12 protein-coding genes and 1 pseudogene are annotated in these 12988 nt (G+C 63.1%); 3 read left to right on the forward strand and 10 right to left on the reverse strand.

The features are described from left to right. Positions 1-413: 413 nt before the first annotated feature. The 5 genes from ACIQ0W_RS13625 to ACIQ0W_RS13645 form a co-directional block, all read right to left on the reverse strand. Positions 414-1172: a WecB/TagA/CpsF family glycosyltransferase gene (locus ACIQ0W_RS13625; RefSeq protein ID WP_396643253.1), complete on the reverse strand. Its 759-nt coding sequence runs from the start codon at positions 1170-1172 to the stop codon at positions 414-416. Positions 1173-1233: 61 nt separating this feature from the next. Next, on the reverse strand, positions 1234-2094 hold the full coding sequence (locus ACIQ0W_RS13630; protein ID WP_396643254.1) for a hypothetical protein: 861 nt from the start codon (positions 2092-2094) through the stop codon (positions 1234-1236). Between the two features lie 34 nt (positions 2095-2128). Beyond that, positions 2129-3010 (reverse strand): N-acetylneuraminate synthase family protein, encoded by an 882-nt coding sequence (locus ACIQ0W_RS13635; RefSeq protein WP_396643256.1) that lies wholly within the window; start codon positions 3008-3010, stop codon positions 2129-2131. 43 nt (positions 3011-3053) lie between these two features. Further along, the gene (locus ACIQ0W_RS13640) at positions 3054-4226 is read right to left on the reverse strand and encodes a cytidylyltransferase domain-containing protein (RefSeq protein ID WP_396643258.1); all 1173 of its coding nucleotides are present in this window, start codon (positions 4224-4226) and stop codon (positions 3054-3056) included. Between the two features lie 1260 nt (positions 4227-5486). Beyond that, positions 5487-7046, reverse strand: coding sequence for a polysaccharide biosynthesis tyrosine autokinase (locus ACIQ0W_RS13645; protein WP_396643260.1), 1560 nt, complete (start codon positions 7044-7046; stop codon positions 5487-5489). A 124-nt stretch (positions 7047-7170) separates the two neighbouring features. On the opposite strand from ACIQ0W_RS13645, the gene ACIQ0W_RS13650 reads away from it, so the two are divergent. After that, positions 7171-7980: a lysostaphin resistance A-like protein gene (locus tag ACIQ0W_RS13650; RefSeq protein ID WP_396643261.1), complete on the forward strand. Its 810-nt coding sequence runs from the start codon at positions 7171-7173 to the stop codon at positions 7978-7980. A gap of 61 nt (positions 7981-8041) precedes the next feature. On the opposite strand, the gene ACIQ0W_RS13655 is transcribed toward ACIQ0W_RS13650, so the two are convergent. The 3 genes from ACIQ0W_RS13655 to ACIQ0W_RS13665 form a co-directional block, all read right to left on the reverse strand. After that, the gene (locus ACIQ0W_RS13655; RefSeq protein WP_396643262.1) at positions 8042-9619 is read right to left on the reverse strand and encodes a sugar transferase; all 1578 of its coding nucleotides are present in this window, start codon (positions 9617-9619) and stop codon (positions 8042-8044) included. A 120-nt stretch (positions 9620-9739) separates the two neighbouring features. Next, on the reverse strand, positions 9740-9988 hold the full coding sequence (locus ACIQ0W_RS13660) for a hypothetical protein (RefSeq protein WP_396643263.1): 249 nt from the start codon (positions 9986-9988) through the stop codon (positions 9740-9742). Positions 9989-10130: 142 nt separating this feature from the next. Beyond that, positions 10131-10259: a hypothetical protein gene (locus ACIQ0W_RS13665; RefSeq protein ID WP_396643264.1), complete on the reverse strand. Its 129-nt coding sequence runs from the start codon at positions 10257-10259 to the stop codon at positions 10131-10133. Positions 10260-10369: 110 nt separating this feature from the next. Here ACIQ0W_RS13665 and ACIQ0W_RS13670 point away from each other — a divergent pair, with 110 nt between their 5' ends. Further along, positions 10370-10960, forward strand: coding sequence for a GNAT family N-acetyltransferase (locus ACIQ0W_RS13670; RefSeq protein ID WP_396643265.1), 591 nt, complete (start codon positions 10370-10372; stop codon positions 10958-10960). 12 nt (positions 10961-10972) lie between these two features. On the opposite strand, the gene ACIQ0W_RS13675 is transcribed toward ACIQ0W_RS13670, so the two are convergent. Together ACIQ0W_RS13675 and ACIQ0W_RS13680 are read right to left on the reverse strand one after the other, a co-directional pair. Next, positions 10973-11794 carry a hypothetical protein gene (locus ACIQ0W_RS13675; protein WP_396643267.1) on the reverse strand — a complete coding sequence of 274 codons (822 nt, stop codon included), beginning with the start codon at positions 11792-11794 and terminating at the stop codon, positions 10973-10975. Between the two features lie 124 nt (positions 11795-11918). Then, on the reverse strand, positions 11919-12470 hold the full coding sequence (locus ACIQ0W_RS13680; RefSeq protein ID WP_396643268.1) for a cytochrome c oxidase assembly protein: 552 nt from the start codon (positions 12468-12470) through the stop codon (positions 11919-11921). Between the two features lie 73 nt (positions 12471-12543). Here ACIQ0W_RS13680 and ACIQ0W_RS13685 point away from each other — a divergent pair. After that, positions 12544-12988, forward strand: a pseudogene (locus ACIQ0W_RS13685) (HNH endonuclease); the annotation flags it as partial.

The following is a 12988-nucleotide window of genomic DNA, read 5'->3' on the forward strand; positions in this document are numbered from 1 at the left end:
CCCTAGGAGAACGATCCGATCGCCCGGTTTGAGAACAGCGCGGATCGCACCACGCCAATATCTGGCTCGCTTCGCGAGTGGAGCCCATCCACTGGTATGCAAATAATGAACAACCGGGATGTTGAATATCCGGAGAACCGAGATGACTAGCAGGTCTACGAGTATCGAACCTGGTCGATTCGTTGTGAAGAAGATGCAACAGTCAGGGCGTCTTCGGGCAGACGAGACCGCGCGGCGAAGCAAATCGGGGACGCGAAGGAGTTTCACCGCGGAGCCCTTCCCGACCTGTTCCGCTTGTGCGCTGAACCTTCGGTCTAGAAGTTCGACCTCCACCTGGCGATCGCGGAGAAGCCCTATCAACCGCGCCGTCATGACTGTCGACCCGTGGACGGGCGGCGGGGTTTGGCTGAAGACTAGGACACGCAAGTCTTCCCCCTCTGGTTCCAAACAGCCCGCGCGAACCGGAGATTCCCCACCGTGTACCGGCCTGCCAGGCGCCGCGGCTCACGTGATAAGCGGTGGAGCCACTCTAATCCGTAATCACGCGTCCAGCGCGGAGCCTCTCCCACTGAACCCGCTAGGAAATCGAAGGCTGCGCCAACTGCGACGCAAGGAAGCCCTACGACCGACGCCAGTTTGGTCGCTATGAAATCTTGCTTCGGAGTTCCCATTCCCACCCATATGACGTCCACGTCTGAGAGCGGAATTTGCGCCGCAATGTCATCGAACATTCTTGGGGTCAACGGCCCAAAAGGTGGGGAGTAAGCGCCCGCGAAATGTGCTCGGTAGTGCGGCGACTCTACGCGGATCCGAATAGCTTCGAGCACTTCGTTGGTCGAACCTACGAAGAACGCCCGCAACTCGCGAGTTTCGAGCGTGGTTGAGAACAGGCTGGGTCCGCGGACATGAATATCTTCCCGCGGCACTGCAAGCTGCCGGGCCGCAAGCCACGCTACCGGAGTGCCGTCCGCAAAGTTGGTCCCCTTTCCACGAAGCAGATCACGGTACTCGATAGATTTATCGGCCGATGCGACGCTGAAGGCGTTGACAAGGCGTACGCTTTCCGGCTCGCGAGACATAGCTCGGCGATAAAGCCATTCCACGGCCTCACTTAGGCTCGATTTTGTGATTGGCACGCCTCCCACAAACGTCCGTACATTTGCGTCGCTCATCGGGTACCTATCGTGTCGGTATTTTGTGAAAAAGGAATGCGTTGCTACAGGAGTTGGGTGCCTATTTCTTGATCTGCCGACGGATGCTGGCGTACGTGCCGGCAATAGTGCCCAACCATTGACGCCTTCCCCTCCATCCGAGCGTCTCGGCAAGCCTCCGAGCAGGCAACATATCTTCCCAGCCAAGCTCCTGGCGAGCCCAATCGCGCGGAACCGGGACTGATGCACCCTCCGGTTGCGTCTCGGACTTGAGTAGTCGCAATGAGTCGACTGCTTCGCTGATACCGTGCTCCACCTCTCCGCGGACAGTAAGGGGTGCGCCCATGACTTCGACCTGGCGGTCGAGTGCGGCGGCGTAGAGCAGGGCAGTTGACAAACGATTCGATACCACGCGGCCATGGCCTTCGAGTGCTCGAAGGAACTTTGGAATGAACATTCGATCGTCGCGGGTCGAGCCGATCGTGATTACGTTATGCCCTGCCGCTTCATACGCGGCGCGTACACCTGGTATCGCGTAGTCGATCCAGTAGAGACACACCGTCACCTTCCCAATGGAGCTCCGCAACTCCGCCGCGAAAGGTTCATGTGGATCTGTGATCTGCACGTTTTCGGCTGAATGCTGCGGGAAGACGATTGTTTTCTCACCCGCCGACGGCACGAGAAGGCGACTTCGATCATTCTCTATTAGATAAGCGAAGGGTGAACCTATCGCGCTGTATGCCGCAGGCGTGCGGTTGCTTGGAACGCGAGTCAGCGATCGGCGCGACCAAACGAGTCGCGGCACGTACCTAGGCAGGGGTGCGTCTTCCGCCCAGCCATCGTACGGCGTCCACCCGTGTTGCAAAATCCCTAGGATGGGCGGTTCGTTGTCCATCCCAGCAGCACCGGCAAGAATGGCCCGATGGCCATAGTTACTGTTCATTCCGTGCATAAGGGCGCGCCAGTGTCGACGGTGATTAGGCGCCGACTCTACGAAGCTTGCTGAGGGGCGCCAGCTCGCCGGGGTAGATGCGTTTGATCCCGTCGCCGAGGGCCTCTCCGATTATGCGGATGTCGCGAACCAGTGTCGCAAAGCCCTTCGGCTCTAGGCTCGCGGCGTGATCGCTCCCCCACATCGTGCGGTCCAGCGTAATGTGCCGCTCGACTGCGACTGCTCCCAAGGCGACCGCAGCTACCGATATTTGTAAGCCAGGCTCGTGGCCGGAGTACCCGACGGGCACCCCGAAACGATCCTGCAGAGTCGTGATCATGCGGAGGTTCGCTTCATGGGGCGGGAGAGGATATGTACTTGTCGCGTGCATCAACACAAGCTTCTCCGTTCCCAAAATGCTCACGGCCGTATCAATCTGCTCGATCGTTGACATTCCGGTCGAGAGAATGATCGGCTTGCCAGTGTCCGCGAGGCGCTTGAGCATCCCGCTGTCGGTGAGTGACGCCGATGCGACCTTATGTGCCACGACGCCCATCTCCTCAAGGAAATCTACGGAGGGCTCATCCCAGGGCGAAGCGAACCAGTCGATTGAACGTTCCTGACAGTGTCGCGAGATCTCCGCATACTGCTCCTTCTCGAACTCCACGCGGTAGCGGTACTCGAGGTAAGTCATAGTTCCCCACGGAGTCTCCCGAGGCGTCTGTTTCATGTGCTCGGGAGTAGCAATCTCCGGGGTTCGCTTTTGGAATTTGACCGCCTGCGCGCCAGCATCCGCGGCAACATCGATAAGGCGCTTGGCTATCTCGACATCCCCGTTGTGGTTCAATCCGATCTCGCCGATCACGTATACCGGGGCGTCGTTCCCAACTTCATGGTTCGCGATCTGAACGCTATTGGCGTTGCTCATTTGCAGTCCTTTTCCCTCGTTTTGCTTCGTTCTCGAACAGTCTTTACTGAGGAGTTTCGATGTTAAGGCGGAGATCAATCAATTCTCGGAGAGCCCCGTATCCTCCGGCACGACGCAGGATGATGCGCGCATGTGCGCGGACGGCTGGATGTGCATCTTGGACAACAACGGGCCACCCCACCCGCCTCAGGCAAGCTATGTCGTTCACATCGTTTCCCACATAGGCGATTCGTTCGAGGGGGATTCCTCTCGCGGTTGCCCACCTGAGCAGTGCGGACAATTTGTCGTCGACGCCTTGAAGCACCTCAACTCTCAGCTTCTGGGCGCGCGCCGACACAACCGGATTCCGCTCTTTTGACAAGATGAGCATCGGGATTCCGGCGTCCGTAAGCATCGCCACACCAAGCCCGTCGGATCGGCTCACGACAACCGATTCGGTGCCGTCTTGTTGCACCACCGCAGTGTCATTGGTGTGCACCCCGTCGAAATCAGTAATAAGCGCATCGAAGTCGACCTGCAAGTCGCTGGAGCGGAAATATGCGGCGTCGCGCTGCGCGCGCGCCAACTCTGCTGGTGTATCAACTTCGATAGCCCAGGTTTCGTCCACGGGTTGTGGTCGGACTCGGCCGAAGAAACGATGCTTATGTGCAACGAATCCGTTCGCATTGAATACGTAGAAGGCACCCGTTTCTTGAAAGTGTGGATCACGATCTTGGCGTCTTGGCCGGAAGGAAGGATCGTGGTTGACTCCTGTCGCGCCACGCGCCTCGGAGTCGCTCCACAGAAACGCATACGTCTCGAACGCAGAGAAAACCACGTCGGCTTTTCCGGCCGCTACGGTTTCTACCGCGGCTCGAAGGTCTTCTGACCGGATAAAGGGAGACGTTGCCTGCAAGAAAGCGACAGTGTTGGGAGTCGCATTCTGCCCGGCTAGGACGCCCAGCGCATGAAGTATCGCGCTTTCGGAGGTGGCTTGATCCCCGGCGAGTTCGGCTGGGCGTTCGATAACGTGTGCACCAGCCGACTCAGCGACAGACAGAATATCCGCGTCGTCGGTCGAGACAACGACTCGATCAAAACAAGCTGCCTTGAGAGCTGCCTGCACCGCACGGGCGATAAGGGGCTGCCCACCCACGCGCGCGACGTTCTTGCCCGGTATGCCCTTCGAGCCTCCTCTCGCCGGGATTATAGCGATGGCCCCATTCGAACCTGGCATGCCTTCAGTCAACTCATCAGCTCCTTTCGTCCTTCGTTCGCAGGCCCTGGTCAGCAGGTGTCCTCGCCGCTCACCGTCGGCAGATTGATCTACGAACTGTGCTCATTCGAGGAGATGTTCTGCGCACGAGCAACTCGGGCAAAGTAGCACCGCTGAAGAGAGCGCTCGGCGGGCAAGTTGGCAAGGTGGGTCGCGCTGAAATTGCTGAAGACACGAGGGATATGTAGCTTCCGAACGGAGGAAAGGGGACTGTGCCTACGAACGTACCAGCGGAATGTGCGTCCATCGTGATCCCTGATGGCGACGGTGTTGGTGAACTTCAGGGCGCTACTCGCGGAGGCGCGCTGTCGCAACTAGTTCTCCATTCCAAAGCCATGCCTGCCCTGCTGAGACGGCAAGCGCTGAAGCGTCGTCAGGTCGGGGAACGGTGATGCAGCTGCCGAGGGAAGGCGAAAGCGTTGAAGCTATCGAAACCGCACGTGTGCCGCAGTCTGCCGTCTTTCGGATGACGGCCACACCGCCATCGACGCCCTGTGCAAAGGCGGAGACGTTACCGTACCCCGATTGAACCCAAGCCCCGTTGATCAGACGTTGGACGTCGCCATCGCAGAGGAGCGCCAGCTCACCGCTTGTAGATTGAAGGGCGCGGGGTTCGGCGCACGGTGCGACTGCTTCGCCCCCCGGGGTCACGATGGTCGTCTGGTCACCCGGAAGTATATAGACAGCCTGTTCAAGCACTTCCGGGTATGCCTCCCAAAATTGGCCCTGCGTGAAGGTGCGAAAACCATCGACTGAACATTCATCCCCGACTGCCATGACTGCCTGTGCCTGATTGCCGGCGAACGATTCGAGGGTCAAGACCTGACGCACGTCTCGGTAGAAGGGTGTGACATCCGCCCATGTCGTACCCCCGTCAGCTGAGCGTTCAATCAGCGGAGAGATGCCCTGTGCACACGAACCCTCGGTCGCGCGCCACATGACGCCGGGCTCACTTCCCGTAACGAGCATCCTCTGATCTGCTCGCGCGGGAACGTTCACCTGAGCAGGCTGATCCTGCGTGTTCGGCGTAGGGGTTGACTCCGACTGGCCGAACGAGAAAGTCGGGTCAGGCTCGGGCAACCGCTCTGCGGGTTTCGGCTCGACCGACTGAAGTGCCAGAACGGTCAGCAGCCCCGCAATGAGCGCAAGTGTTGCGACGATGACGATACCGATCGCCGCATTTCGCCGTGTTTGTCTCCGCCTAGCCATCGGTGGGGTGAGTCACGCGCCGCTGCGAGACGATCGCCGCGGTGGGGTGGAAGGGTTGAGCAGCGAATCAAAGGAGTCGGAAGTGGATGTCGAAGGGAACGCGTCCGGTGCGCCTCCGCCTGAAGCACGCGAAGTACGGCGGGCACCGGACTTCTTCTCCTTCTTCACCTTCCGCCGTCCCTTGGCCGGGACTTTCTCGACGCCGTACCCGTAGCCGTACCCGTAGCCGTACCCGTAGCCGTACCCGTAGCCGTACGAGTCGGGTCCGCGAGTCGGCACCATGGTGAGGACGATCCCGGCCGTCTTTGCGTCCACCGTGTCGATTGCATCGATCGCCGCATTCAACTGCGGCTTGGTGCTTTGGTTCGCGGCAACGATCAGGATCGCTCCCTGAGTGCGTTTCGCAAGAATTGCCGCATCCGTGACAGGAAGCAAGGGCGGGGCGTCCAGCAGCACGACGTCGGCCTTCTCGGCGAGGGTTGCGAGCAGAGACTCCATCCGTGCCGACCCCAAGAGTTCGCTCGGGTTCGGGGGAATGCGGCCAGCCGGCAGCACCGCGAGCGAGCGTCCACCCCACGGCAGCATCACGTCAGCCAGCTCCGCGCGTCCTATCAGGACATCGGTTAGACCGGCGCCGCCCTCGATGCCCAAGTACTCGGCCACCTTCGACTTGCGCATGTCGGCGTCGATCAGCACGACACGCTTTCCTGCGTCGGCCAGGGCGATCGCAAGGTTGACCGCCGTCGTCGACTTTCCTTCACTCGGCAGAGCCGAGGTGATGACGAAACTGTGTCCGCCGTTGAACTCCAGGAACTGCAGGTTCGTTCGTAGCGCACGGAACGCCTCGCTACGTGGGTTGAGTGGGTCGTCCTGAAGGATAACCGGACGCTCCTTCGCCTTGGGGTCGAACGGGATGACGCCGATGATGGGGCTGTCGGTGATGTCGTTGACGTCTTTGGTTGAGCGGATGCGCGTATCGAGGACGGTGCGAAGTACAGCGAAGCCGACACCTAAAGCGAGCCCGACGAGCGCGCCCAGGGCCAGGTTCAGCGGCACATTTGGGCTCGACGGAGCGAAAGGAGGGAGCGCGTTCGACACCCGCGTCAGCTTGACGGGGCTCTCGCCGGTCGAGGGGAGGGTTTCAAGCTCTTCGACAGCTGCGGTGAGGCTCGACCCGACGACGTTCGCGATGTCGGCGGCCGTGACCGGGTCGGGGTCGGTCGCTGTGATCTCGATGATCGTCGTGCCGAGCGGGGTCGACACCGCAAGTTGCCCAGCGAGCTGTTCTGCCGAGCGGTCGAGTTCCAGGTAGCTGAGGGAAGGATTGAGCACCGTCGGCGTCGTCGCCAACTGGACGTAGGTAGACACCCGGGCCTGGCTGAACGTCGATCCCTGCTGCAGCTCGCTGATCGTGCCGCTGCCCTGAGTGGAGACGAACACCTTGCTCGTCGCTTCATATAGAGGGGTACGGGTAAGCGAGAACGCCGCCGCGGCGGCAACGCCAAGCAGCGTGAGTGCGACGATCACGATCCAGTTCTTGCGCAGAATGCGGATGTAGTCGGCCAGCTCCATCAGGTGCCCCTGTTCGCTGCGATAGTGGGGAATGGCGTCGAGTGGGGATCGCGTATGAACGTGAAACGACAGCCGTGCTCCCATCCTGACATACGAGTGCGCGGGGTCCGGGTAGCTTGAAGTCATGCCCGAGCAGTCGATCGATCCTCAGCGCACCAAGGACGTGAACGATCTGCCGCTGCTCGCCGCTCGCTCGCGCGGCGGACGCCGAGAGAGACGCACCTGGATGCAGGGAGGATCGTCGGTGGCGCGGTGGCGGACGGACCTGCTGGGTTGGGTGCTCATCAGTCTGGCCGCAGGGATTCTGGCGTCCGTCACCCTGTTTCAGGTCTTGCCGCCCACGATCGGCGGATGGGCAGCACCGGCTGTGCTGTGGCTGGCGCTCCTCGTGCCCACGGTCTTCGCCTTCAGCCGCTCGATTCCGCGGCCACTGTTGCAATTCCGCGCCGTCGACCTGCTCTACGGACTTGTGCTGGGCGTGACGCTCCGCGTCGTGCAGGGGTGGATCTCACTCGCCGCCACAGGGTCGGACGTGTGGCCCTCGTACGGAACGCTCGACGGGCAGCTTCCCGTGAGCTGGTGGTTCACGGAGCTGGCGTCGGGCGTCGTGATTTCTCCCGTGCTTGAAGAGTTCTTCTTCCGGGGAGTTGTGCTGATCGTGGTCTACTCGGTCGTGCGGCGGTCAGCCGGCGCAGGAACGGCTGGGTTCGTTGCGGTGATCGTGTCTACGGGACTGTTCATGCTGGGGCACGTCCTGACGATCGGTATCGGGTGGGACATGGCGCTGGCGATCGGCTTTGTCGGGTTGGCCTGCTCGCTCCTCGTGCTGCTGACAGGGCGCATTTGGGGTGCCCTGCTCGTCCACGTCACATTCAACGCCAGCTATGTAGCGCTGGCGCTCGTCGGCACCCTTGTTGGGGTCGGCCCCGTCTGATTCGTAGCGCCGAGGGGCGGGCCGCGGCGCGGTAATCGGAGAGTGCCAGCACCGGCTCGCCTCAGGCTGCGGTTGCCCCAGGCGCGAGGATGGCTCGGGCAGTCTTCCCCAGGATGAGGAGATCCCCCATCAGTGACCAGTTCTCGACGTAGGACAGGTCGAGACGGACTGTGTCGTCCCATGTAAGCAGCGAGCGACCACTCACCTGCCAGAGGCCGGTTATGCCGGGTTTGACGAGAAAACGGCGGTGCACATGGTCGGCGTAGAGCGCGACCTCGGACGGCAGCGGCGGTCGCGGACCGACCAGCGACATGGAGCCCGCGATGACGTTGAAAAGCTGGGGGAACTCGTCGAGGCTGTACTTGCGCATGAAACGACCCACGCGGGTGACGCGGGGGTCGTTTTTCATTTTGAAGAGCACCTCGTTGCCGGCGTCGCGCTGGGCGGAGAGCTCCGGTAGCTGGGCCTCGGCGCCCTGCACCATAGAGCGGAATTTGAGCATGCGGAACGTGCGGCCGGCGTAGCCCACGCGGGTCTGGGTGAAGAGCACCGGTCCGGGACCCGACAGGCGCACCGCTAGGGCGAGGGCGATAAGGAGCGGGCTGAGTACGATAACGCCACCTACGCTCATCACGATGTCTGTCAGGCGTTTGACGAGCCGCTGTCCCTTGCTGAAGCGGGGCGTCTCAACGTGGATGAGCGGCAGTCCCGCCACCGGGCGCAGATGGATGCGCGGACCCGCGATGTCGGTGATGCTGGGCGCCAGCACGAGGTGTTGCCGGCCTTGCTCAAGGCTCCACGAGATCTGCTTTACCTTGTCGGGCGGCAGATCGTCGGTACTCGTGACGACCACGGTGTCGGCGCCGGTCGCGGCGAGCGCCCGATCGATCGCGTTCACGGTGCCCATGACGGGAATGTTCGTGTCGCCGAGCGTGCCCGCGATACGGCCGTTGGGCACGCAGCATCCGACGACCTGATAGCCCGCGCTCGGTGAACGCCTCAACTCACGAGCCACCTGGGTGACCGACTCCTCCGAGCCGACGAGCAGCACCTTCGCCGCGTAACCTCCCCGTGCTCGCTGTGACAACAGCCACTGTCGCCAGAGCCAGCGTCCGATCAGAAGGAAGAGAATCCCTAGGGGCAGGGAGATGAGCAGAAAGCCACGGGCGAGGTCGACCTGAAGCGCGAAGGCCAGGATGGCGACAACGCCGAACGTTCTCAAGCTCGCCTGTACGACCCTGCGATACTTCTCGTTGCCATTGCCGAAGACTCGAGGGCTGCGCGAGTCGTTGAGCGCGAGTGCGATCATCCAGCCAGCGATCAGGAGAGCCGAGAAGATCCAATAGGCAAGATCGCCGATGCTGGAGTTCTCGCGAGTGACGAGGTCGGCATCCAGTCCGAGCCAGAAGATCTGGGTGCCGTAGACCACCCAGACGAGGATGACGAAGTCGGTGATGGCCATGCGGCGGGCATGGGCGCGACGCCAATCGAACGGCTTCGTCTGCGTGGGCGTCGGGCCTGTGTCCGCTTCGCGGACCGCAGGATCGGTTGCGTCTTCGCGCGCGTAGGTGGAGGTGTCGGCCTCGAGCAAGGGCGCGGCTATCGGCTGAGAGTGATCATGCTGCTCGTCCGAGTTCACGCGTCGTGGGCTCCGTCTGTGAGTTTGCTGTTCAATGGACGCTATCAGTCGTATATTACGGACGCGAAAATCGGCGAACCGGATGGCGGACGGGCGTGGTGTTGGCCCATCGTGGGCGATTCACGCCCGGTCGACGGCGTTCGCCCACACCCATGTGCGGTGCTTCTGCCCGCCGATCTCGAACTCGATGCCGACGGCCTTCTGCGTCCATCGCACCGCCCGTGCACGGACCTGCATGGCGTGCGGGCCGAACCGCACCCAGGCGAGCACCTCGAGCGGCTGAGGTGACGTGGTCAGCGGGTAGACGTCGAGGCGCAGCTCTTTCTCGGTGAGCGATTGGAGTGGCTGCCCGGCGGTTGTGGACTGCATGATGCGCTCGTCCATGCGTCGATCGAGTTGCGCCGCATAGCGTTTGTTCGTTCCGATGGCCGGCGCCCCTTCCCCGTGTCAGGCGCCGGCCGCGCCAGGGGATGATGCTAACCCGGGGCGACGACATCGCCTCGGGTGCCTGTCAGGGCATGGACGCAATCGCGGCCACGGACAGGGCGATAGTGCCCGCCGCGAGCACGATCAATCCGGCGTACGCGTACCAGCGAGTGCCCCGGCTGGGGGGCTTGCTGCGGTGTCGTTTCTTGGCCACGAGCCGCACCATAGCGGTGGTGCGTAACGGCAGGGTTACGTTCGTGCGCATATACGTGTGACGTGCTGCGGCGGGCGGGCCGAGGCATCCGTCGGCATTAGCGTTGACGCATGCTGTTCGCGGATGCCCCGACCCTGAAGAACGAGTTCGTCGAGCTGCGGCAGCTGAGCGCCGACGATCACGACGGGCTCGTCGACGCCGTGCGCGTCGCGGATCTGTGGCGCACCTGGTACACGCGCATCCCGTCGCCCGAGGGGATGGCGGACGAGATCGAACGGCGGCTGGCGGCGCAGGCGGCCGGCACCATGGCGCCGTGGACGATCGTCGATGCCCGGTCGCAGCGGGTGGTCGGCATGACGACCTATATGGGGTTGGATCCGGCGAACCGGCGCCTCGAGATCGGGTCGACGTGGGTGTCGCGGGTCGTGCAGGGCACGCGCGTGAACCCGGCCGCGAAGCTGCTGCTGCTCGAGCGCGCCTTCGACGAGCTCGATTGCATCGCCGTGGAGTTTCGCACCCACTGGCACAACCAGCAGTCGCGGGCGGCGATCGCCAAGCTCGGCGCGAAGCAGGACGGGATCCTGCGCAATCACTCGATCTTCGACAACGGTACGGTTCGCGACACGGTCGTGTTCTCGATCATCGACGGGGAGTGGCCGACGGTGCGGTACGGGCTGCAGGAGCGGCTGGCGCGCGGGTAGTAGACGCGAGTCTCAGCCGACCGTGGTGCCGGCGAGGTAGTAGCCGGCGACGTCGGCGATGAGGTGGATTGTGCCTGCGGAGTTGTTGGTGAGTTTGATTTTGCCGGCGGTGCCGATTTTGACGGTGACGAGGTTGGGGATGGTTTGCCCGGGGGTGTAGTTCAGGTTTGATGCGGTGGGTTGGGTCGTTCCGGAGGGGTAGACGGTGAGGAATCCTCCGGTTGCGGCTCCGACGACGGTGACGTTGACCACGACAGCGGCGACACCGGTGGAGGGGACGCCGCCCCGGCCGGTGACTTGCAGGTCGATGGTGCCGTTTGCTGCGACAGCGGTCTGGGGTGCGCCGTTTCCGACGCGAGTGTCCAGCAGCCGCGCCGGATCCAGACTGTCAAATGCGCCCGGCTCGGTCGGGTCGGGCTGCGATTCTCCTGTGCGCGCGCATTCCTCGGGAAACGTCCAGTCTTTATCGCCCGTGTATACCCACTGGATCGATTCATCTGAGTTTCGGAAACCCGCGTCCCACAGCACGGTCGCGACGGTCAACCCTTCCTCGGAGATGGGCACGTTCACGGCGAAGTAACCATCTTCATCTGTGTGGCCGTCGACCGAGCCGTAGTCGTCGGTTCCATCCACGCCGTAGCTGATCCGAGCATCCCTTCCCTCCGGCGCCGTCGTCACGAAAGCAACCCGGACGGACGCTCCTCCACCCGATTCGCAATACGGTTCGCCGAACTCGGACCCATCGGAAACTGCGAGGGACGTCGGGGTGTGCGACGCGTGCACTGAGCCGGGCTCAACCGCGTGAGCAGGGCCCGAAACGAGCGTGCCGGTCACGACCATCGCGAGTGTCACAGCCAGAGCTGAAGCGCGATGGATCCCGCTCATACGCGCGGGCCGGCCAGGACCGATTCGAGTCACAACTTTCCCCCATCGTTCAGACCGTGCGCGCGGTGTTCGCCTACGTCGAAAACTGACCCGAACTGTAGCAGGTCACGACCCGGCGGCCAGCGGCGCGATACCACTGCGCGCAGAAGATCACGATGATCGCGGCCTCGATCCAGGCACCCGCGTAGTACATGAGCTGGGCGCCATCCTGCGCCTGGGCCATCGGCACCGCACCCGGGGGATTCGCGTACAGGTACTTCGCGAGGATCGAGTGCGACGCCATCGCGAGCACCAGCACGACCGCGGTGACGACCCGACTCGGCCGGTGCGGGGCGGGGTCGAGCCCGATGACGGCCGCGGTGAAGAGGTAGCCCGCGAAGAGCAGGTGTGCGTTGAACGTGCGGGCTGCGCCGACCGTGCGGGCGCGACGGATGCCGGAGACGCGGGGCGTTCGGGGGTTGTCATGCCCCCAACATCCGTCCCCTTCGCTGTCGCGTGAAAGGGGCTGGATGGGGTTCGGTGCTTGTGGTAACTCGTGGTGTTGACCGGACGGCTCGCGTGCGTGGGGCTTGTTTGTCGGGGCGTTTTGAGTCCTCCACAGGCGGGCGCTTTCTACGTTCTCCACAGGTTTGGATTGTTCTTCCGATCTGGCTGTTCTCTGGGCCGCCAATGTCGGTGGCCCTCGCCAGAATGGAGATATGAAACCGGCTCTCGAGGCACTGCGCAACCTGGATGCTGCGCTCGGCGCAGCCCTCGCGCCGGTGTTCGCGAGCGATGGGCTGCACGAGGCATCCGATGCTCACGTGCTCGAGGCGATGGCGGTCGCGGGATCGATCCTGCGGCGGGTCGAGGGGTTCTTGGTCGAGGCGACGGACGTGGTGCGCGGGCGATCGGCGGGTGCGCGGGATGAGCGGATGACCACGCGCGCGGGGTGTGCGTCGGTGGTGGAGGTCGTGCAGCGGGCGACCCGCGTTTCGGGGGCGTCGGCCGGCGTGCTGGCACGTGCGGCCGGGGTGGTGCGTCGCGAGCGCTCGATGACGTCGGGGGAGTGGCTGCCGGCGGCGCTCCCGGCGGTGCGCGAGGCGATGATCGCGGGTGCGGTGGGGAGCGACGGTGTGGCTGCGGCATCCGTGCTGGTGGAGG

This window comes from Microbacterium sp. (genome assembly GCF_044340635.1).
In the GTDB taxonomy this organism is placed as follows: Bacteria; Actinomycetota; Actinomycetes; order Actinomycetales; family Microbacteriaceae; genus Microbacterium.

Bases quoted from the DNA above. Each gene is read 5' to 3' on its own strand.
- ACIQ0W_RS13630 (WP_396643254.1), bottom strand. From the start codon at position 2,094: ATGAACAGTAACTATGGCCATCGGGCCATTCTTGCCGGTGCTGCTGGG.
- ACIQ0W_RS13635 (WP_396643256.1), bottom strand. From the start codon at position 3,010: ATGAGCAACGCCAATAGCGTTCAGATCGCGAACCATGAAGTTGGGAAC.
- ACIQ0W_RS13660 (WP_396643263.1), bottom strand. From the start codon at position 9,988: ATGCAGTCCACAACCGCCGGGCAGCCACTCCAATCGCTCACCGAGAAA.
- ACIQ0W_RS13625 (WP_396643253.1), bottom strand. From the start codon at position 1,172: ATGAGCGACGCAAATGTACGGACGTTTGTGGGAGGCGTGCCAATCACA.
- ACIQ0W_RS13640 (WP_396643258.1), bottom strand. From the start codon at position 4,226: ATGCCAGGTTCGAATGGGGCCATCGCTATAATCCCGGCGAGAGGAGGC.
- ACIQ0W_RS13650 (WP_396643261.1), top strand. From the start codon at position 7,171: ATGCCCGAGCAGTCGATCGATCCTCAGCGCACCAAGGACGTGAACGAT.
- ACIQ0W_RS13645 (WP_396643260.1), bottom strand. From the start codon at position 7,046: ATGGAGCTGGCCGACTACATCCGCATTCTGCGCAAGAACTGGATCGTG.
- ACIQ0W_RS13670 (WP_396643265.1), top strand. From the start codon at position 10,370: ATGCTGTTCGCGGATGCCCCGACCCTGAAGAACGAGTTCGTCGAGCTG.